Genomic DNA, 18,823 nt, shown 5'->3' with positions numbered 1-18,823 from the left:
CGTCACCGCTGTCCTCGGGAGAGCAACCGCGCGAGGGCGACGGTCGAGAGCACACCGATGAGCGATCCGAGCATCACCACGTCCAGTGCCACCGCAGATCCCTGACGGATCACGAACAGCACGAACAGTGCCACCGCGCAGAAGTAACTCAGATCAGCCATGACGGCACGGTTGGCATCGCCCGGTCCGCGTACCGCGCGGACCGCCGCCACCACCATGCTCGCGACGACGATCACGGTCGACACGGCCAGCAGCACCGTCAGCAGCGGGCTCATTCGTCTTCACCTCGCAGAACGGACAGCACCCGGTCCTCGGTCCGACCGAGCAACTCGATCATCTCCTGACGGGGCCCGCCGAGCACGACGTGGACCCACATCTCGTCATCACCGATGACCGTCACCAGTGTCCCCGGCGTGACGGTGATCGCCCAGGCCAGGGCCGTGATCTCCACGTCGGTGCGGCAGCGCATGGGATAGCGCACCAGCACCGGGGTGCCGATCGGACCGGGTGTGACGGCCTCCTTGGCCAGGGCCACCGACGACAGCACGACGTTCCACAGCAACCACCCCAGGACGACCGGGGCGCGGAGTACCCGGCGGATCACGAGCGTCCCCCGATCGTCGAGTCGGTCATCGCATCGGGGCCGTCGAGCACGGCCGAGACGTACGCGCCGGTGTCGACGAGGCCGGCCACCGCCCGGTCCACCTCCGGGGCGATCGCCCCGTACCCCAGGAAGATGGCCACCGACAGGGCCGCGAGTACGCCCCCGGGCACGAGCAGGCGCGCCGGCACGCGCGGAGACGGGCGAACGTCGTCGTCATCGTCGTCGTCGCCGTCATCGCCGCCGTGCTCGTCAACCCCCTGCTGGCGCTCGTCGCTGTCACCGTCGTCATCGCCGGGACGGGGCGCGGGTCCGCCCCACATGATGCCGCGCCACAACCGGAGCATGGCCACGAGCCCGATGAGGGAGGAGACCAGGACGACGACGACGGTGGCGACTCCCCATGCGCCACCCGTCCCCAGGGCGGCGGTCACGACCTCGAGTTTGCCGGTCAGCCCCGAGGTGGGCGGCAGTCCGACGAGGGCCGCGATGGCGAGCACCAGCAGCACCCCTAGCGGACGTTCGCGGTACCAGAGGCCCGACAGCCCAGCCAGCTGTCCGCTGCGGTAGACGTGCTCGGCGGCACCGATCAGCATCACGAGCGCCCCGATGGTGACCATGTGGTGGATCATGTAGACGATCGCACCGCCGGGGGCCTGCGCGACCGCCAGCGCGGCGAGGATGACGCCGACCCCGGAGACCATCTGCCAGGCGAGGATCTCGCGGGCGCCGACGGGGGACGCCGAGGCGACGGCACCCCACAGCGCGGTCACCAGCGCCACGACCAACAGGACGCGGCCCCATGCCGGATCGAGGTCGAAGGCGGTGGCCCAGATCCGGATGACCGCGTAGAGAGCCACCTTGGTGTGCAGCGCGGAGAACAGCGCCATGACCCCGGCGGAGGTGCCGGGGTAGGCGCGGGGCAGCCACCCGTGGACGGGTACGGCGCCGGCCTTGATGCACAGGGCCATGAGCACCACACCCAGGGCGGCGGCGACCCGGCCGTCCTCCTGTGCCGCTCCCGCGAGCACGGCGAGGTTGACGCTTCCGGCGGTGCCGTACACGAAGCCGACGCCCGCGAGCAGCAGCGTGGAGGTGAGGAGGTTGATCACGACGAACAACCGGCCCACGCCGAGGCGGCGCCACGTGCCCGTCATGGCGATGAGCGCGTACGAGGGCAGCAGCATGACCTCGACAAAGACGAAGAGGTTGAACAGGTCGCCGGTGAGCAGGGCGCCGTTGGCGCCGGCGAGCAGCAGCAGGGCCAGCGGGGCGAAGTAGCGGCTCCGGCCGAACTCGCCGGTCTGGTCACAGAACACCAGGGACATCAACGCCACCACACCGGTGGTGACCAGCATGAGCGCGGCGAACGAGTCGGAGACGAAGGGGATCGCGACGCCCGGCACGAAGCCGCCCACCGAGGCGGCGATCACCGGTTCGGACCGGTGCAGTACGAGGAGCACGAGCCCGGCGACCGCCGTGGCCGCCGGGACCGCCAGCGCCACGAGACGGCCGGCCTGCCGGGACGGCAGGATCGCCGTGACGGCGGCGGCCATCACGGGAATGGCTGCCAGCAGGGGCAGGAGCAGGGCGGTCACGACGCGTACTCCTCACCGGTGGGCGGGACGTTGTGGGTGTCGTCGTCGCGGCTCACCACCGCGAGCGAGAGCATGAACACGGTCACCGCGAGCGTGATGACGATCGCGGTGAGGACGAACGCCTGGGGGAGCGGGTCGGCGGACACGTCGACTGCGTTGACGTCGGCGAGTGGCTCGGCCCGCCAGGCCGCCACGCCAGCGCTGAGCAACGTGAGGTTGACCGCGTGGCTGATGAGCGCGAGACCGAACACGACACGGACCATGCCGCGCTGCATCATCAGGTAGACGCCGCCCGCGGTGAGGACGCCGATCATGATCGCGATGGTCACCGGGCGACCTCCTCGTCGGTTCCGCGACGAGTCCCCGGGGTGCCCCCGGTTACGCCGGTACCGGCCCCACCACTGGTTTTCCGCGGGCCTGACTTCCGGCGGCCGGTGTCCGGCGCGTCGGGGCCGGAGACGACCTCTGCGGGGGCGCGGCCCGCGCCGAGCGTGTTGAACGCGGTCATGACCAGTCCGAGGACGCCGGCGTAGACCCCGAGGTCGAAGATGAGGGCACTGGAGAGGCGCTGGCCCAGGAAGTACCCGTTAGCGGGCTGGAGGAACTGCCCGAGCGCGTAGCCGCCGATCCCGGTGAGTCCGGCGACCACCAGCCCCCCGCCGATGAGCGCGACCGGGGTGGAGCGTCGGCTCACGGGGCGATCCGACTCGCGGGCCAGGTAGACCAGCGCGAATGCGCACGCCGCGACCAGGGCGGCGATGAAACCGCCGCCGGGCTCGTTGTGGCCACGCCACAGCAGCATCACGGAGACCACGGCGAGGACCGGCGTCACGCCCCGTGCGAGCAGCTTCAACGGCACGGTGTTGCGGGCGGCGTCCTCCAACGCCTCCGCGGCCGTGCCGGTGCTCTTCGCGGAACCGGGCAGGGTCTCGCGGACGGACTCGGGATCCATGGTCTGGGCGGTGGCCCGGACCGAGCCGAGGACGCCGAGGATCGCGATGCCGGCCACGCCGAGCACGGCCACCTCGCCGAAGGTGTCGAGAGCGCGGAACTCCACGAGGATCGTGTTGACGATGTTGCTCCCGCCGGTGATCTCGGGGCTGTTCTCCAGCAGGTACACGCCGATCGGGGAGCGTTCCCGGCGCCCGGTGAAGACCAGCACACCGATGGTGGTTGTGATGCCGGTGAGGACGGCCAGCACGATGGCGGCGGTGTTCCTCGGGCGGGAGGCGGTGATGAAGTCGCGGGGCAACCGCCTCAGGACGAGCACGAACATGATGATCGTGAGCGCCTCGACCAGCAGCTGGGTCAGTCCGACGTCGGGCGCGCCGAGGCCGAAGATCTGGATGGTCACGGCGATCCCGACGGCCGACAGCAGCACCGCGGCCGACAGGCGCGAGCGCGTGACGCACAGCCCCAGCACGCCCACCGCGACCACGAGGAGCAACACGACGTCGATCGCGTTCTCGAGCCCGCCGACGCGCGGGGGGATCTCACTGCCCGTCGCCAGTGCCCAGCCGCCGATCCCGACCGCGTAGACGCTCAGGACCGCCAGCAGGGCGCCGGCGTGCCGAGCGGGGGAGTCCGACGCGGTGGGACGGACCAGCGCGCGGCCGGCGCGCGTGGCCGCCGACGTCAGGCCCTCGAGGACGGAGGCGCCCGTGAAGGGCAGCAGCGCCCGGTCGAGTGCGCGGTCGATCGGCGTGCGCTTCCAGGCCAGCAGGGCACCGACGACGAGGATCAGGGCGGTGAGCCCGACCTCGAGGGTCAGCCCGTGCCACAGGACGAAGTGGGCCTCGTAGGTCAGGTCGTCGATCGTCCCGGCGGGAGCGGTGCCATAGACGACGGCGGTGCCCGGTTCGTTCGGGGGCCAGCCGAACGAACCGGCCGCGGCCTCGGCGACCGCGGACATCGGCACGTCGAAGACCCAGACCACGAGCGCCAGCGGCAACCCGATCGCGGCGGGCAGGGCCGCGGGCAGCCAGAGCCGGACCGGTGCCTCGTGGACCTCGTCCGGGTCGGCCGCCGTCCGGGCCGGGTCGCGGTAGACGCCGAGGAAGCCGCCCAGCACGATCCGGGCGCAGTAGAGGAAGGTGAGGATCGCCCCGATCACGGCGGCGGTCAGCAGGGCGGTCACCGCCACCGTGTTCCCGCCGGCGACGTCGCCGAACGCGATGAGCATGGACTCCTTGGACACGAAGCCCAGGGTGGGCGGCACGGCGGCCATGGCGCCCGCGCCGAGCACGGTGGCGCCGAACGTCCACGGCATGCGGCGCCACAGCGGGCCGAGGTCGCGGATGTCGCGGGCCCCCGCCTCGTGGTCGACCACGCCGACCAGCATGAACAGCCCGGACTTGAACAGGGCGTGGGCGACGGTGTGCAGTGCGGCGGCGGCGAGCGCCTCCTGCGTCCCCACGCCGATCGCCGCGGTGATCCACCCCAGCTGGCTCACGGTGGAATAGGCCATGAGCTGCTTGAGGTCGGTCTTCTGCAGGGCGAACACGGCCGCCATCACGGCGGTTCCCATGCCCACGGACACGAGCAGTGCGTTCCACACCGGCACGTCGTGGAAGGCCGGGGAGAACCGCATGAACAGGAAGATCCCGGCCTTGACCACGGCCGCGGCGTGCAGGTACGCGCTCACCGGGGTCGCCGCCGCCATCGCGTCCGGCAGCCAGAAGTGGAACGGGAACTGGGCGGACTTGGTGAACGCGGCCACCGCCACGGCGACCGCGATCGCTGCGGTGAAGCCGGGGTCGGTGGACCACACGTCGTGCGCGAGGGCCTCCGAGATGGAGGTGGTGTCGGTGCGCAACCACATGGCCACGAGCGCGCCCAGCAGCACGAGGCCACCGACGACGGTCACCGTGAGGGTGCGCAGCGCGGCGGCGTAGGCGGGGCGGCCCGAGTTGGCGATCAACGCGAACGACGCCAGGGACGTGAGCTCCCAGCACACGTAGAGCAGCACCATCGAGTCCGTGAGGACGAGCCCCAGCATGGAGACCGTGAACAGGGTCATGAGCTGGTAGAAGCCGTAGTGCTGTGGGCGCCGCCCGCGGGCGTGCCGACGCCCGTGCCCGTGGTCACCGCCGCCGGAGAGATACGACGACGAATAGATCAACACGATCGCGCCGATCACCAACGCGAGCATCGCGAAGAGCAGGCCCGTGGGGTCCGCGAACAGGTCCAGGGTCCAGTCGCGGGCGGGCACCCAGGGGATGCGTACGACCTCGGTGGGCCTCCCCGACAGGGCCAGCGAGAGCGGCCACAGGAGCGCGGACGCCCCCAGTAGGTAGAGCGCCGCGAGCGGCCATCCCGCGCCCCGGCCCAACCACCGTGTGAGCGGCCATGCGAGCAGGGTGGCCAGACCTGCAGCAGCGATCGCGAGGACGGGGCTCATGGCTCCTTCCTGCGCGGCAGCGGGTGGCGAGGGGTGCGAAGGTTTCCACGGAAGTTTATCAAGAGCCACGGACACCGATGCGGGGGCATGCCGAGTGACCTGCGGGAACACCGGTTCCAGGGGGCTACGATCCGGCCATGACCTCCTCGGACGCCCCCTCTGAGACCTCGCCGCACACCGACATCCTGCCCGTCACCGACCCCGGCACCTCCCCTCGATCAGACCCCCCGGACGCGCCGGACGCCCCGGGCCACGAGGTCGGCGCCGCCCGCGGGGGACCCGCGCGGCGGCTGCTGGGCCTGGCGCTGATCGTCCTGCCCCTCGTCCTGGCCGCACTGTGGGCGGTGGTCGGGCCGACCCCCCAGCAGGAGGACGCCGCCCCCGGCGCCGGCGGGCCGCTGCGTTCGGCGCTGTCGGAGGCGTCGGCCAACTCGTCGTTCACGGTCGCCGGAGCAGAGCAGTTGCGCTCCGGGACGGCCGAACTCGCCGACGGTGCCGGGCAGCTGCGCGACGGCTCCGCGGAGCTGGCCACGGGCATGGAGCAGTTGCAGGCGGGGATGGGGCAGGCCGGATCCGGGGCCGAGGAGGTCGCGGGCGGCGTCCGTCAGGTCGTGGGTGCGGTCCGCGGGGTCGCCGTGATCCAGGGGCAGGTCTCCACCGCGATCGAGGACGCCCTGTCGCGGCTGCAGGGCGACGCCCCCGAGGTCGTCCAGGCGCGCAACGCCCTGACCGGGCTCCGTGACCAGCTGGCCACCCAGGGCCTCGACCAGAACACGCTGAGCAACCTCGACCAGCTCGACTCCGGCGCGGCGGAACTCGCCCGCCAACTCTCCGCCCCGGGCGCCGAGCTGCGCGACGGCGTCTACTCCGCCACCCGTGGCGCCCGCGAACTCGCCGGCGGCGCGGGCGAGCTCGCCACGGGAGCCGACACGCTCCGCGACGGTGCGGCCAGCGTCGCCGACTCCGCCGGCCGCACCCAGGAGTCCATCGGCAAGACCGGGCGGGCCCTGGCCGTCGAGCAGGGCGACGCCGGGCTGGAGGCCGCCGCGGCCGCCGACGACTCCGAGCGCCGCACCTCCGCCGGGATCCTCGGCGTCGCCGCCGCAGCGATGCTCGGAGCACTGCTCGTCCAGCTCGTCCGCCGGCCCGGCTCGTCGATCGCGGAGTCGGTTCTCGCGCTGACCCTGCTCACCGCGGGCCTGTCCGCGTGGGCGCTGGCCACCGCCGACGGCCCCACCGCGGGCGGGGCTACTGCCGCCGTGGCTCTCGTCGCCCTCGTCGTCGTCGCCTCCTCCGCCCTGTGGCGCGCACTCGTCGCGGTGCTCGGCCCGTGGCCCGGTCGGATCACGGCGGTGATCCTCGCCGCCGCGGCGGCCGGCGCGGCGTGGTGGGTGTGGGTCGCCGGCGGTGCGCCCTCGGCGATCGTCACCGTCACCTCGGCGACCACGACCGGGCAGGCCACCGCGGCGCTCGACGCCGTGCTCCTGTCCGGGCCCGCCTCCGTCGCCTGGACCGGCGCGGCGGTCCTGCTGGCGGTCGCGGTGTTCTCGCTTCTGGCGGTGATCGTCGCCGGGCGGCCCCGCGCCCGCCGGTAGACGTCGCGCCGAGGCGGACCCGCTCCCGCGCCGACGAGAAGAGCGTTCCGCACGCCTCCCTCTCGGGAAACGTGTGCGGAACGCTCTTCGGGATGAAGGGGTCGCGCGAGGTCAGTCGGCCAGGCCGACGACCTCGTGTTCGTCGGAGGGCTCGTCGGTGATCGCGTCCACGCCGCCGTCGGTGAGCATGGGGACGCTGAAGACGAACTCGGGGATCGCGAAGGCGTCGACCAGCGTGCGCGCCCGGCCGGCCAACTTGGTGCAGAGACGGTTGCGGGCCGCGGTGGCCGCCTTCGTCCGCTCGGTCGTCAGACGGTTGTGCTCGAGGAACCAGCCCTTGTCGCCGTCCACGATGTCGAGCACGTACAGGTCGCACAACATCCCGAGGACCTCCCTGGCCTCCGGGTCCTCGCAGGCCTCCACGGCCTCGGCGAAGCGGGCGAACACCCAGCTGTCCATGTGGGCGCGACCGGCCTGCAGGAGATGATCCTGCGCCGAGTTGAAGACCTTGAACGCCGCCGAACCGTCCTGGCCCTGCGCCTTGCGCAGCCGTCGCGCGACCGTCTCCAGCAGGTGCTCCTCGCGGTCGACGAGGAGCTGGAGCTGGTTGCCGCGATCGAGCAGGTCGGTGTGCTCGCGGTCCGTCACGGCGTCGACGAGCTTCTGCCACAGGGTGGAGGCGCGGGCCTTCTCCTGCACCACGTCGACGGCCGTGCTCAGCGCGAACGCGACGGTCTCGCGCTGGTCCATGTCGCCGAAGTCCGCGGCGTAGGAGCTCAGGAGCTCCTTGCCCACCAACTGGGTGAGCACCACGTTGTCGCCCTCGAAGGTCGAGAAGACGTCGCAGTCCTTGCGTATCTCCGTGAGCAGGTTCTCCGCCATGTAGCCGGCGCCGCCGCAGGCCAGGCGGGCCTCGATGATCGTGTCGTTGGCGAACGCGGTGACCGAGGCCTTGATGCCCGCGGCGTGGGTCTCCATCTCGCGGCGACGGACCTCGTCGAAGGCCTCCGGGTTCTTCTCGAACTCGTCCAGTTCGAGGATGATGGCGTTCTGGGCGCACGCGAACGCGTACGCGCGGGCGACCCGTGGCATGAGCCGACGCTGGTGCTCGCGGTACTCCAGCAGCGGGATGCCCTTGCCGGTCTCCGGGTGGTCGAACTGCCGGCGGACCAGCGAGTACCGCACGGCCAGCGCCAGCGCGGTGCGCGCGGACGCGCCCGCCGCCGCTCCCACCGACACCCGACCGCGGATGAGCGTGCCGAGCATGGTGAAGAATCGGGCGCCCACCGAATCGATGGGGGAGGAGTACTCCCCGTCGGCGTCGACGGCGCCGAAGCGGTCGAGCAGCGCCTCCCGCGGGACCCGCACGTCGTCGAACCAGATCTTGCCGTTGTCCACGCCCGCGAGGCCGCCCTTGGGGCCGTGGTCGGAGGTGCGCACCCCCGGCAGGTCGTTACCGGCCTCGTCGCGGATCGGCACGAGCAGGCAGTGGACACCGTGGCGGAGTTCCCCGCCGTCGTCCGCGGTCGTGATCAGCTGGGCGAACACGGCGGCCATCCGGCCGTCGCGGGCGGCGTTGCCGATGTAGGCCTTCTCCGCGCTGGGCGTGGGGGTGTTGACGACGAACTCGCCGGTCTCACGATCGAACGTCGCCGTCGTCTCCAGGTTCTGCACGTCCGAGCCGCCGCCGACCTCGGTCATGGCGAAGCAGCCGAGCAGGTCCAGGGACATGACGTCCGGCAGGTACTTCTTACGGGTCTCGGAGTCGCCGAGGTTGGCGATCGCGCCGCCGAACAGGCCCCACTGGACGCCGGCCTTGACCATGAGGGACAGGTCGAGGTGGCCGAGCATCTCGAAGGACGTCAACGCCCCGCCGGTGTCACCGGTCCCACCGTCCTCCTCGCGGAACCCCAGCTTGGGCATCCCGGAGTCGGCCAGGCGCTGGAGCTGCGCCAGTACATGGTCGCGATGCTCCTCCATGCCCAGCCCGATCGGGTTGAGCATGTCCGGGGTCATGGCCTCGCGCGTGAACTCGCGGGCATCGGCCCAGGTCCCGTCGAGGACCTTCTGCAGCGAGGCCGCGAGGACCGCGTCCCCCGCCCCGGTGGTGGTGATGCGGCCGTAGTTCGGGTGCACGGCCGGGCCGGTCCCAGGTGCACTGTCCCCTGCGGCGGCGGCGTTCTGGACGTCGGTCTCGGAGGTCATGACACGACTCTACGGAGAGTCCGCGCCGCTGTGCACCGGAAGAGCGGCCCCACGTCGACGGCACCACGGCAGGGGGAACCCGAGGGCACGGCACGAACTGGCCGAGGGCACGAAAAGACCGAGGGCCCGGATCACCGACGTGATCCGGGCCCTCGCATTGTCGGGGTGGCGGGATTTGAACCCACGGCCTCTTCGTCCCGAACGAAGCGCGCTACCAAGCTGCGCCACACCCCGGTCGACAACGAGGGATACTCTAGCGCCCCGCCGCCGGAATCGCGAAACCGGGTCAGGCCGGCAGGGGCACCTTCACCCGTTGCGGGGTCACCGGGACCTCGGATCCCTCGCCGCCACCACCGGGGGCGGCGACCAGTTCCAGCAGGGTCGCCTCCGGGCGGCAGAACGTCCGAACCGGCACGTACGGGGAGGTGCCCAGGCCGGCGGAGACGTGCAACACCAGGTTCCGGCCCCACGCGGACAGACCCTGGGCCCGCGAGCGGTCGATGCCGCAGTTGGTGACGATCGCGCCGGTGGGGAGGCAGAGTTGACCACCGTGGGTGTGCCCCGCGAGCGCGAGGTCGTACCCGTCGGCGTCGAACCGGTCCAGCACGCGTGGCTCCGGGGAGTGCAGCAACCCGATCCGCAGGTCGAAGGCGGGCCCGGCGGGTCCGGCGATCTCGTTGTAGTGGTCCCGTCCGATGTGGGGGTCGTCGACACCGGCGACGAGCACGCTACGGCCGTCGACCGCGATCTCGGCGCGCTGGTGGGTGGCGTCGACCCAGCCCCGCTCGGTGAAGGCGGCCCTGAGATCCCGCCACGGCAACGGGACGGCCGAGTGTTTCTGGCGGCCTATCCCGATGTACGGCAGCGGGCTCTTGGGGACCGGGGCGTAGTAGTCGTTGGAGCCGAACACGAACGCCCCGGGCCGGTCGAGCAGTGGCCCGAGGGCCTGGACCACGGAGGGCACGGCCCGGGCGTCGGAGAGGTTGTCGCCGGTGTTGACGACCAGGTCGGGCTCCAACTCCGCCAGCGAGTTGACGAACTGCTGCTTACGCTTCTGGCCGGGCATCATGTGCAGGTCCGAGACGTGGAGGATCGTCAGGGGCCGCGAGCCGGGCGCGAGCAGCGGCAGGGAGTGGCGGCGCAGCGTGAAGGCGTTGCGCTCCCAGCCCGTGGCGTACACGGTTCCCGCCACGACCGCCCCGGCGAGGACGGCCGCCGCGCGGGCGGGGGAGGTCGTCGAAACCCGGGTCTTGCGTGAAGGGCGTGACATCAGTCCAGACTACCGACGCCGGGCGGGGTCACCGCGGCGGCGAGATGGTGATGGGGGCCAGGCCCGGCACGTTGAGCACGATGGGTTCGTCCCCGACCGGCGCCCCCGGGCCGGAGGCGCCCTGCCCCTGCGCGCCGGTGCCCCCGCCCCCGCCGCCGCCCGATCCGTCGGAGACGCGGAGGGTGAGCTGGGACCCGGGGATGCCGGTGCTGCCGTCGACGCCGATGACGGTGCCGTACGGGCGGCCCGTGCCGGAGACGAACTGCGTGTTGACGACGAACCCGGCGTTGGTGAGCAGCGACGTCGCGGCGGACTGGCTCATGCCCGCGACGTCCGGGGCGGCGGCCCCGCTGGTCCCGGCCTGGTAGGCGGGATCGGGTGCGGGCAGTCGGAGCGGACCGTAGATGTCGGCGATCGGGGAGAAGGCCGAGAACCAGGTCTGTGCCGGCTCGAGGCCACCGAAGAGGTTGCCGTACGAGCACTGGCGCAGGGGGCTGGTGCACAGCTCGGTGGTGGTGGTGCCGTCGTTGAACGCGTAGACGGCCGCCGCGTAGTTGTTGGTGAAGCCCAGGAACGCGGAGGACCGGTTGGCCTCGGATGTTCCCGTCTTGCCGGACATCGGCAGGCTCCACCCGGCGCCCGATGCGGCGCTGGCCGCCGTGCCGGCGCCCACGTGGTCCTTGGACATGGCGACGGCGAGGGTGTCGGCGAGCCCTTCCTCGACGACCTGCTCGCACTCCGGCTCGTTCAGCTCGACGGGTGCGCCGGTGCGGTCGGTGATCGACTCGATGGGACTGGGGGGACACCAGACGCCGCCGGAGGCGATGGTGGCGCCGACGTTGGACAGCTCCAGTGCGTTGACGGCGGTGGGCCCGAGGGTGAACGAGCCGAGGTTGTTCTTCTTGACGAATTCGCTGATCGAGTCGCCTCCGGGCGCGGTGCCCTTACGGTCGTAGGAACGCATGCCGAGGCGGACCGCCATGTCGACGGTGGGCGAGACGCCCACGTCCTTGATGAGATTCACGAACGTCGTGTTGGGCGACTGCGCGAGGGCGTCGGTCACGGACAGGGAGGAGGGGTACGAGCCGGCGTTCTCCACGCAGTACTGTGCGGGCGGGCACCCGGCGGCGCCACCGGCGCCGAGTCCGGAGACCTGGACGCGACGCGGCACCGGGAGGGTCGTGTTGGTGCCCATGCCCTTCTCCATGGCGGCGGCGACGGTGAAGACCTTGAAGACCGAGCCCCCGCCGTCACCGACCAGCGAGAACGGCTGCGGTTGCACGGTCTGGCTGTCCCCCAGTTCGAGTCCGTACTGGCGGCTGGAGGCCATCGCGACGACCTTGTGGGCGTCCTTGCCGGGCCGGACGACGCTCATCACCTCGGCCACGCCCTGGGCGGTCGGGTTGCCGTACGTGTCGACCGAGCGCTGGACGTTGGACTGGACGGTCTCGTCGAGGGTGGTGCGGATCGTGTACCCGCCCTGCTCCACCATGTCGCGACTCAGGCCGTTCTCCTCGAGGTACTGGAGGACGTAGTCGCAGAAGAATCCGCTGTCACCGGCGGTGATGCACCCGCGGGGCAGCGGGTTCGGTCGCTTGAGCACGCCCAGCGGTTCGGCCGCGTAGGCCTCGCCCTCGGCCGGGGTGATGGCGCCGGTCTGGACCATCGTGTCGATGACGGTGTTGCGGCGCTGCGTGGTGCCCTCGGGGTTGGTGTACGGGTCGAACCGACTGGTGGACTGCACCATGCCCGCGAGCATCGCCGCCTGGGAGACGCTGAGGTCGCGGGCGTCGACGCCGAAGTAGGTCTGCGCGGCGGTCTGGACGCCGAACGTGCCGTTGCCGAACGAGATCAGGTTGAGGTACTTGGTGAGGATCTCGTCCTTGCTCAACTCCCCGTCGAGGGTGAGCGCCATCCGGATCTCTTTGATCTTGCGCGCGGGTGTGGTCTCGACCGCGGCGCGACGCTCCGCGTCGTTCTCGGCGGAGACGAGGAACTGGTAGTTCTTGACCAGCTGCTGGTCGATCGTCGACGCGCCCTGCTCGACCTCGCCCGAGGTGGCGTTGGTCAGGGCCGCGCGGACGGTGCCTCGCCAGTCGACACCGTTGTGGTCCGCGAACCGGCGGTCCTCGATGGCGATGATCGCCAGCTTCATCTGCTGCGAGATCTCCTCGCTGGGCACCGGCACGCGCTGCTGGTCGTACAGCCACGCGATGGGGGCGCCGGCCGAGTCGGTCACCGTGGAGATCGACGGCAGGTCACCCTTGATGAGGTCCGCGGACGTCCCGGCCAACGTGTCGGCCATCTTGTTGGATGCCAGCCCCGCTGCCCCCGCGATCGGGAACAGGGACCCCGCCGTGACCACCCCGGCGGCGACACACGTCGCGACCAGCTTTCCCAGCGAACTCATAGCCGACACACGCACAGGGTACGTGACCACCCCTCCGGGACCACCCGTCGCGCGGCGATCATGTGTCGACTCTTTACTTCTGTTGTGTGACTGCGGTAACAATATGGGGGAACGCGGGACGGATCGGACCGGAATGGGATCGCGATACACGAATCCCAGGTGCGAACGCCCGCCGACACAGTGAGTCCGCCGCGTCGGGCGGGCTCAGAAGGCCGGAGACGTGGGCGGTGAACCCGTCCACGACTCCACTCACGCTAGGGGCACTTCGATGACGTCCACCCTCCCCGGGACCACCCACTCCTCCGACCACGGGGTCCGCCCCGGTGCCGGCAACCCCCTCGGCTCCGAGGAGATCATCATCGGGGAGGGTCGCCAGGAATGGGTGGCCCAGGCCCGGTGCAAGGACATCGATCCGGACGAGCTGTTCGTCCGCGGCGCGGCGCAGCGTAAGGCCGCGTCCATCTGCCGGCACTGCCCGGTCCTGCTGCAGTGCCGGGCCGACGCACTCGACAACCGCGTCGAGTTCGGTGTCTGGGGCGGTATGACCGAGCGGCAGCGCCGCGCCCTGCTCAAGCAGCACCCCGAGGTCCGTTCCTGGGCAGACTTCTTCGCGCAGCAGATCGAGCGGCACACCGCGGTCTACTGAGTCCAGAAATCTACCGAGTCCTGAGGTCCACCGAGTCCTGGCGAGTCGAGGCCCGGACACCTCGAGCGCGGCCCGCGGCACCCGCCGCGGGCCGCGCTCGTATCCGTCAGCCGCAGAGTTGGTCGCCCACCGACCGCAGTGCCTCCAGGTTGGAGATCTCGAACGGCAGTGAGGGCACGCCGACGATCCGCACGTCCGGGTGGGTGTCGGTGAACGACTCGAGCAGTCGGACCTCCTGCTTGGCGGTGCCCGCCCGGTCGGCGTGGATGCGCAGCACCGCCTCGGCCTCCGGGTTCTCCCCGGCCAGGCGGTCGGCGGCCGCGCAGGCCTGTTCGGCGCTCAGGTCGGTCAGTCGCGGATGGGTGCGGTTGACCACGACCCCCGCCAGCGGCATCTTCTCCTCGGACAGTCGCTCGGCGAAGAACGCGGCCTCGCGCAGGGCGGGCCGCTCCGCGGAGGAGACCACCAGGAACTCCGTGCCCTTGCGGCGCAGGATCGCCTGGGTCCGGGACGCGCGGGTGGAGAACCCGCCGAACGTGGAGTCCAGCGCCACCACCATCTCGGAGGCGTCCTTGAGCATCGAGGACCCCACCACCGTGGACACGCCGCGCATCGCGGTGCTCATCGCGCCGGTCACCAGGCGTCCGACCCCGCGGCCGGGCGTGGAGAGCAACCGCATGAGCCGACTGTCGAGGAACGCGCCGAGGCGGCGCGGTGCGTCGAGGAAGTCAAGTGCGTTGCGCGACGGGGGAGTGTCGACGACGACGAGGTCCCACGCGGAGTCGTCGAGAAGTTGCCCCAACTTCTCCATGGCCATGTACTCCTGGGTCCCCGCGAAGGAGGTGACCATCGTCTTGTAGAAGCGGTTGTCCAGGATGTCCCGGGCCTTGGCCTCCGTGGTGTTGGCCACCACCAGTTCGTCGAACGTACGGCGCATGTCCAGCATCATCGCGTGCAGTGACCCGCCGGCGGCGGATTTCTCCTGCCCGAGGTCCACGGGGGAGGGTTCGTTGGACAACTCGTCGATGCCGAGGGCCTGCGCGAGGCGACGGGCCGGGTCGATGGTCAACACGACCGTGTCGCGGCCGAGTTCGGCGGCCCGCAGGGCGACCGCCGCGGCGGTGGTCGTCTTGCCCACACCGCCGGCGCCGGTGCACACCACCACCCGGGTGGCGGGGTCGGTGAGCATGGCGGTGATGTCGAGGCGGCGTGTCATGTCAGTGGACTCCCTGGTCGACGAGGGCGGAGGCGAGGTCGTAGAGGTCCGCGACCTCCACCCCGTTGGGCAGCGCCGGCAGCACGAGGGTGGGGCAGGCGGCGGAGGTGAGCGTCTCGCCGGCGCGGAGTTGGCCGCGGGCCACGCGGGCGTGCTCGATCGCCTGCACCAGCAGGCCCTGCAGTCCCTCGTCGTCGACCTCCACGCCGGTCGCGTCGAGGCCGTCCGCGACCGCCTCGGCGTCGATGTCCTCCTCGGCGATCCGCCGCAGCGCATCGTCGTCGAGGTGACGGGTCTCGGCGCGGTTGATGATCACCTGGCCGACCCGCAGTCCGTGGCTCTTGAGTTCGGCGATCGCCTCGATGGTCTCCTGCACCGGCAGTGACTCCAACAGCGTCACCAGGTGCACGACCGTGCGGGTGGAGTGGACCAGCTCGGCCACGGCCTCCGCCTGGCGACGGATGGGCCCGCCCCCGCCGGCGAGGTCGGCCATCGCGGTGGTGACGTCGAGGAACTTGCCGATCCGGCCCGTGGGCGGGGCGTCGACCACCACGGCGTCGTAGACGACCTCACGCTTGGCGTGCTCGCGCGCGACGACCTCATAGATCTTGCCGGTGAGCAGGACGTCCTTGAGCCCGGGCGCGATCGTGGTCGCGAATTCGATCGCACCGACCGACTTCATCACCTTGCCCACCACCCCGAGGCGGTAGAAGGTGTCGAGGTAGTCGAGCATCGCGGCCTCGATGTCGATCGCCAGCGCGAACACCTTGCCGCCGCCGTCGACCCTGGCCACGAGTTCCTCGCGGTAGGGCAGGGGGGCGCGGTCGAAGATCCGGGCGATGCCCTGACGTTCCTCCACCTCCACCAGCAGGACCCGCTTGCCGGTGGAGGCCAGCGCCAGTGCGAGGGAGGTGGCGACGGTCGTCTTGCCGGTTCCGCCCTTCCCCGAGACGTAGTGCAACTCGGCCCGTTCGGAGCTGTCGGACCACCCGGTGGACAGCTCGTCGGCGATGGTCGATCGTGTCGACCGCGTACCTGGACTCATCGTGGACGGCATGCGTTCCACACTAAGCGCTCACACCACCGCGCGCGGGGCGCTCGTGACTTACCTAGAGTGGGGCACATGAGCGAATCCACTGGAGCAGCCCGGTTCGAGTACGTGACGGTCCCGCTGCTGACGCACGCCACCAAGCAGATCCTCGACCAGTGGGGAGGCGACGGCTGGGAGCTGGTCTCCGTTCTGCCCGGTCCCACGGGTGAGCAGCACGTCGCCTACATGAAGCGACAGCTCTGATGCCCGAGACCGAGACCGCCGGCTACTGGACCCGCAAGCTCGACCAGCTGGGTCTGGAGCTGCCGACGGTCGTCCCGCCGGTCGCCAACTACGTCCCGGCAGTACGTACCGGCGCGTTCGTGTACACCTCCGGGCAGTTGCCCATGGTCGACGGCGCCCTGGCGGCCACGGGCAAGGTGGGGGCCGAGGTCACCGCCGAGCAGGCCGCCGAGCTGGCCCGCACCTGCGCCCTCAACGCGCTGGCGGCCGTCGACGGGCTCGTCGGGATCGATTCGGTGGTGAAGGTCGTCAAGGTGGTCGGGTTCGTCGCCTCCGCGCCCGGCTTCAGCGGGCAGCCGGGTGTCCTCAACGGCGCCTCCGACGTGCTCGGTGAGATCTTCGGCGACGCCGGCGTCCACGCCCGGTCGGCGGTCGGTGTGTCCGAGCTGCCGCTGAACGCACCCGTCGAGGTCGAGCTCGTGGTCGAGGTCGAGGGATAGCCGCGATGTCCGCAGGCCTGGCCCCGATCACCTTCCCGGCGTACGAGACCCTCCGACCCGTCACGGAGCTGTCCGGGGTCATCCTCTGCGACAACCCCTCCGAGATGACATTCGAAGGGACCAACACCGTCATCCTGCGGGCCCCGGGGTCGCACACCTGCGTGGTGGTGGACCCCGGGCCCGACGACCTCGCGCACGCCGAGCGGATCGCGGCCATCGTGGGAGAGATCGAGCTCGTCGTCGTCACCCATCGTCACGGCGACCACACCGACGGCATCGATCACCTGCGCGGATTCACCTCCGCCCCCGTCAGGGCCGTGGAGGAGCGGTTCTGCCGGGACGCCGCGCCGTTGGTGACGGGCGGTGACGACGACGAGGTGATCCACGCCGCCGGCCTGGACATCATCGTGCTCGGCACCCCGGGGCACACGGCCGACTCGATCAGTCTCGAGGTGCGGGCCGCGGGCACCGGGTTCACTGCTCCGCCGGACTGCGTGGTCCTCGGGGACACGATCCTCGGCCGGGATTCGACGGTGCTGGACTCGACCGACGGTGATCTCGGTGACTACCTGGGCAGCATGGATCTCCTCGCGGCGCGGGCCGACGGGGTGATCGGCATCCCGGGGCACGGGCCCGACGTGGAGAACACCGGCCGCGCGGCCCAGGTACTCGGTCGGCACCGGCGCGATCGACTCGACCAGATCATCGCCGCCCGGGCCGAGTTGGGGCGCGACGCCTCGGCCGAGGCGATCACGCAGCACATCTACCGCGGCGTGACGCCGTTCCTGCTCAAGGTGGCCGAGCAGTCCACCAAGGTCGCGCTGCGCTACCTCGACCGCCTGGATACAGGGGGCACGGAGGGCACGGGTAGCGCGGCCAACGCCTGACCCGCCCGCGACCTGACCCGCCCCGCCCGACCCGCCCGCCCCGCCCGACCATTCGCGAAAATCGGCTAGTCCGAATAGGGATCGGCTAGTCGAATTGGAGTCGCCGATCCGGATTCCGGCTAGCGGATTTGGGTGGGGCGCGGGGACGCGGGGGAGATTGTCCACAGGGAGGATTTCTCCACAGGCGGCCTGCATATCGCGGGTTACAGCGGGAGTGCGCGTGTCGGCGTGGGCGAGACTGCCGAACATGGGTGCATCAAAGACAGACGACCACGACAGTCCCTTTCTCTCGACGTTCGCGCAGCTCGCCCGCAGCGGCCTGGACCACGATGAGATCAACAGGCGGATCGGCGCCGGAACGCTACGGCGGGTGCGGTCCGGCGTCTACGCCCACGAGCCGGAGGAGGCGCCCGCCGGGAGCGGGCCCGATTACGTCCGCAGGGAGCGGGAGTTCCTCGAACGAACTCGGGCGGCCGCGCTCGCGGTGGAACCCGGGACGGTGATGTCGCACGGTTCCGCCCTCGCGCTCTACAGGCTGCCGCTCCACGGGATCTCTTTGGACCGGCCCACCGCCACCCGGCCACGCGAGGGCGGCGGAACGCGGCGCAGTTCGGCGCTCGTGTGCTTCACCCTGCCCGTGGAGGGGGCGACCAGACTCGTCGACGGCATCCAGTTGACCTCTCCCGCCAGGACGATCATCGACGTCGCACGGACGGTGAGCCTGGAGAGCGGCGTGGCTGCTGCCGATCAGGCCATCCGCCGAGGCATGTTGTCGCGCCCAGAACTCCAGGACGAGGCGGGTCTGGCGAAGGGGCGCACGGGTGTCGGGCGCGCGCGGGCGCTGCCGGAGCTGACATGCGGGTTGTCGGAATCGGTTCTGGAATCGTTGATACGGCTGATACTGGTGTTCGCGGGTCTCCCGCAGCCCGAGATGCAGGTGTGGCTGTCGGGCCGGAGCGGCAAGCGGTTCCGCGTGGACTTCTACTGGCGAGAATGGAGGCTCATCGGCGAGGCGGACGGCTTCGGCAAATACGGGAACAGCCCGCAGGAGATACGGGAAGCACTGAGCCGTGAACGCCAGAGGCAGCGCGATCTGGAAGATGCCGGCTACGTGGTGATTCGCTTGGTATGGGATGACCTGCGGCGTCCGGACGTGATCGTCCGGCGGGTGAAGGACGCGATGCGTCGGCAGGAGCAACTCGGACTTGGCCGCGCGGCGTAA

At 71.1% G+C, this 18,823-nt stretch carries 16 protein-coding genes and 1 tRNA gene; 6 read left to right on the top strand and 11 right to left on the bottom strand.

Annotated elements, in window-relative coordinates:
• Positions 1 to 2: 2 nt before the first annotated feature.
• Genes NR111_RS13595 through mbhE form a run of 5 tightly spaced genes read right to left on the bottom strand, consistent with a single transcriptional unit; the run spans position 3 to position 5,599 of the window.
• Positions 3 to 275, bottom strand: coding sequence for a monovalent cation/H+ antiporter complex subunit F (locus NR111_RS13595; protein WP_067716228.1), 273 nt, complete (start codon positions 273 to 275; stop codon positions 3 to 5).
• A complete protein-coding gene (locus tag NR111_RS13590) occupies positions 272 to 604 on the bottom strand; it encodes a Na+/H+ antiporter subunit E (RefSeq protein WP_069390351.1) in 333 nt (110 codons plus the stop codon). The genes NR111_RS13595 and NR111_RS13590 overlap by 4 nt, the downstream gene beginning before the upstream one ends.
• Positions 601 to 2,199: a proton-conducting transporter membrane subunit gene (locus tag NR111_RS13585; RefSeq protein ID WP_256821083.1), complete on the bottom strand. Its 1,599-nt coding sequence runs from the start codon at positions 2,197 to 2,199 to the stop codon at positions 601 to 603. The genes NR111_RS13590 and NR111_RS13585 overlap by 4 nt, the downstream gene beginning before the upstream one ends.
• Complete coding sequence (locus NR111_RS13580; protein WP_067716236.1) at positions 2,196 to 2,528, bottom strand: sodium:proton antiporter; 333 nt, start codon at positions 2,526 to 2,528, stop codon at positions 2,196 to 2,198. The genes NR111_RS13585 and NR111_RS13580 overlap by 4 nt, the downstream gene beginning before the upstream one ends.
• The gene (gene mbhE, locus NR111_RS13575; RefSeq protein ID WP_067716239.1) at positions 2,525 to 5,599 is read right to left on the bottom strand and encodes a hydrogen gas-evolving membrane-bound hydrogenase subunit E; all 3,075 of its coding nucleotides are present in this window, start codon (positions 5,597 to 5,599) and stop codon (positions 2,525 to 2,527) included. The genes NR111_RS13580 and mbhE overlap by 4 nt, the downstream gene beginning before the upstream one ends.
• 137 nt (positions 5,600 to 5,736) lie before the next feature.
• On the opposite strand from mbhE, the gene NR111_RS13570 reads away from it, so the two are divergent.
• Positions 5,737 to 7,194: a hypothetical protein gene (locus tag NR111_RS13570; protein ID WP_256821082.1), complete on the top strand. Its 1,458-nt coding sequence runs from the start codon at positions 5,737 to 5,739 to the stop codon at positions 7,192 to 7,194.
• A 111-nt stretch (positions 7,195 to 7,305) separates the two neighbouring features.
• Here the strand turns inward: NR111_RS13570 and NR111_RS13565 are convergent, their stop codons facing one another.
• The 4 genes from NR111_RS13565 to NR111_RS13550 all read right to left on the bottom strand — a co-directional run bounded on the left by NR111_RS13565 (position 7,306) and on the right by NR111_RS13550 (position 13,079).
• Complete coding sequence (locus tag NR111_RS13565; protein WP_256821081.1) at positions 7,306 to 9,399, bottom strand: acyl-CoA dehydrogenase; 2,094 nt, start codon at positions 9,397 to 9,399, stop codon at positions 7,306 to 7,308.
• Positions 9,400 to 9,559: 160 nt separating this feature from the next.
• A tRNA-Pro gene (locus tag NR111_RS13560) sits at positions 9,560 to 9,633 on the bottom strand.
• A gap of 52 nt (positions 9,634 to 9,685) precedes the next feature.
• Positions 9,686 to 10,669, bottom strand: coding sequence for a metallophosphoesterase (locus NR111_RS13555; protein WP_069389392.1), 984 nt, complete (start codon positions 10,667 to 10,669; stop codon positions 9,686 to 9,688).
• A 28-nt stretch (positions 10,670 to 10,697) separates the two neighbouring features.
• On the bottom strand, positions 10,698 to 13,079 hold the full coding sequence (locus NR111_RS13550; protein ID WP_256821110.1) for a transglycosylase domain-containing protein: 2,382 nt from the start codon (positions 13,077 to 13,079) through the stop codon (positions 10,698 to 10,700).
• A 268-nt stretch (positions 13,080 to 13,347) separates the two neighbouring features.
• Between NR111_RS13550 and NR111_RS13545 the strand changes: the two genes are divergently transcribed.
• A complete protein-coding gene (locus NR111_RS13545) occupies positions 13,348 to 13,725 on the top strand; it encodes a WhiB family transcriptional regulator (protein WP_187352252.1) in 378 nt (125 codons plus the stop codon).
• A gap of 106 nt (positions 13,726 to 13,831) precedes the next feature.
• Here NR111_RS13545 and NR111_RS13540 read toward each other — a convergent pair whose 3' ends face one another.
• Both NR111_RS13540 and NR111_RS13535 read right to left on the bottom strand, forming a co-directional pair.
• Positions 13,832 to 14,941 (bottom strand): ArsA-related P-loop ATPase, encoded by a 1,110-nt coding sequence (locus NR111_RS13540; protein ID WP_067716252.1) that lies wholly within the window; start codon positions 14,939 to 14,941, stop codon positions 13,832 to 13,834.
• Position 14,942: 1 nt separating this feature from the next.
• Positions 14,943 to 15,998, bottom strand: coding sequence for an ArsA-related P-loop ATPase (locus NR111_RS13535; protein ID WP_154829133.1), 1,056 nt, complete (start codon positions 15,996 to 15,998; stop codon positions 14,943 to 14,945).
• A gap of 66 nt (positions 15,999 to 16,064) precedes the next feature.
• On the opposite strand from NR111_RS13535, the gene NR111_RS13530 reads away from it, so the two are divergent.
• The 4 genes from NR111_RS13530 (at position 16,065) to NR111_RS13515 (ending at position 18,823) form a co-directional block, all read left to right on the top strand.
• A complete protein-coding gene (locus NR111_RS13530; RefSeq protein WP_096906156.1) occupies positions 16,065 to 16,235 on the top strand; it encodes a DUF4177 domain-containing protein in 171 nt (56 codons plus the stop codon).
• Positions 16,235 to 16,714, top strand: coding sequence for a RidA family protein (locus NR111_RS13525; RefSeq protein ID WP_096906155.1), 480 nt, complete (start codon positions 16,235 to 16,237; stop codon positions 16,712 to 16,714). Before NR111_RS13530 ends, NR111_RS13525 begins: the two co-directional genes overlap by 1 nt.
• A 5-nt stretch (positions 16,715 to 16,719) precedes the next feature.
• Positions 16,720 to 17,601 carry an MBL fold metallo-hydrolase gene (locus NR111_RS13520; RefSeq protein WP_256821080.1) on the top strand — a complete coding sequence of 294 codons (882 nt, stop codon included), beginning with the start codon at positions 16,720 to 16,722 and terminating at the stop codon, positions 17,599 to 17,601.
• A gap of 247 nt (positions 17,602 to 17,848) precedes the next feature.
• Complete coding sequence (locus tag NR111_RS13515; protein WP_256821079.1) at positions 17,849 to 18,823, top strand: endonuclease domain-containing protein; 975 nt, start codon at positions 17,849 to 17,851, stop codon at positions 18,821 to 18,823.

The organism is Dietzia sp. Die43 (assembly GCF_024519835.1).
Lineage (GTDB): Bacteria > Actinomycetota > Actinomycetes > Mycobacteriales > Mycobacteriaceae > Dietzia > Dietzia kunjamensis.
This window is presented reverse-complemented; position numbering and strand designations above follow the sequence as displayed.

Excerpts from the sequence above, each read along its gene's own strand:
- NR111_RS13595 (WP_067716228.1), bottom strand. The coding sequence starts at position 275 with ATGAGCCCGCTGCTGACGGTGCTGCTGGCCGTGTCGACCGTGATCGTC.
- mbhE (WP_067716239.1), bottom strand. The coding sequence starts at position 5,599 with ATGAGCCCCGTCCTCGCGATCGCTGCTGCAGGTCTGGCCACCCTGCTC.
- NR111_RS13570 (WP_256821082.1), top strand. The coding sequence starts at position 5,737 with ATGACCTCCTCGGACGCCCCCTCTGAGACCTCGCCGCACACCGACATC.
- NR111_RS13565 (WP_256821081.1), bottom strand. The coding sequence starts at position 9,399 with ATGACCTCCGAGACCGACGTCCAGAACGCCGCCGCCGCAGGGGACAGT.
- NR111_RS13555 (WP_069389392.1), bottom strand. The coding sequence starts at position 10,669 with ATGTCACGCCCTTCACGCAAGACCCGGGTTTCGACGACCTCCCCCGCC.
- NR111_RS13550 (WP_256821110.1), bottom strand. The coding sequence starts at position 13,079 with ATGAGTTCGCTGGGAAAGCTGGTCGCGACGTGTGTCGCCGCCGGGGTG.
- NR111_RS13545 (WP_187352252.1), top strand. The coding sequence starts at position 13,348 with ATGACGTCCACCCTCCCCGGGACCACCCACTCCTCCGACCACGGGGTC.
- NR111_RS13540 (WP_067716252.1), bottom strand. The coding sequence starts at position 14,941 with ATGACACGCCGCCTCGACATCACCGCCATGCTCACCGACCCCGCCACC.
- NR111_RS13535 (WP_154829133.1), bottom strand. The coding sequence starts at position 15,998 with ATGCCGTCCACGATGAGTCCAGGTACGCGGTCGACACGATCGACCATC.
- NR111_RS13530 (WP_096906156.1), top strand. The coding sequence starts at position 16,065 with ATGAGCGAATCCACTGGAGCAGCCCGGTTCGAGTACGTGACGGTCCCG.
- NR111_RS13525 (WP_096906155.1), top strand. The coding sequence starts at position 16,235 with ATGCCCGAGACCGAGACCGCCGGCTACTGGACCCGCAAGCTCGACCAG.
- NR111_RS13520 (WP_256821080.1), top strand. The coding sequence starts at position 16,720 with ATGTCCGCAGGCCTGGCCCCGATCACCTTCCCGGCGTACGAGACCCTC.
- NR111_RS13515 (WP_256821079.1), top strand. The coding sequence starts at position 17,849 with ATGGGTGCATCAAAGACAGACGACCACGACAGTCCCTTTCTCTCGACG.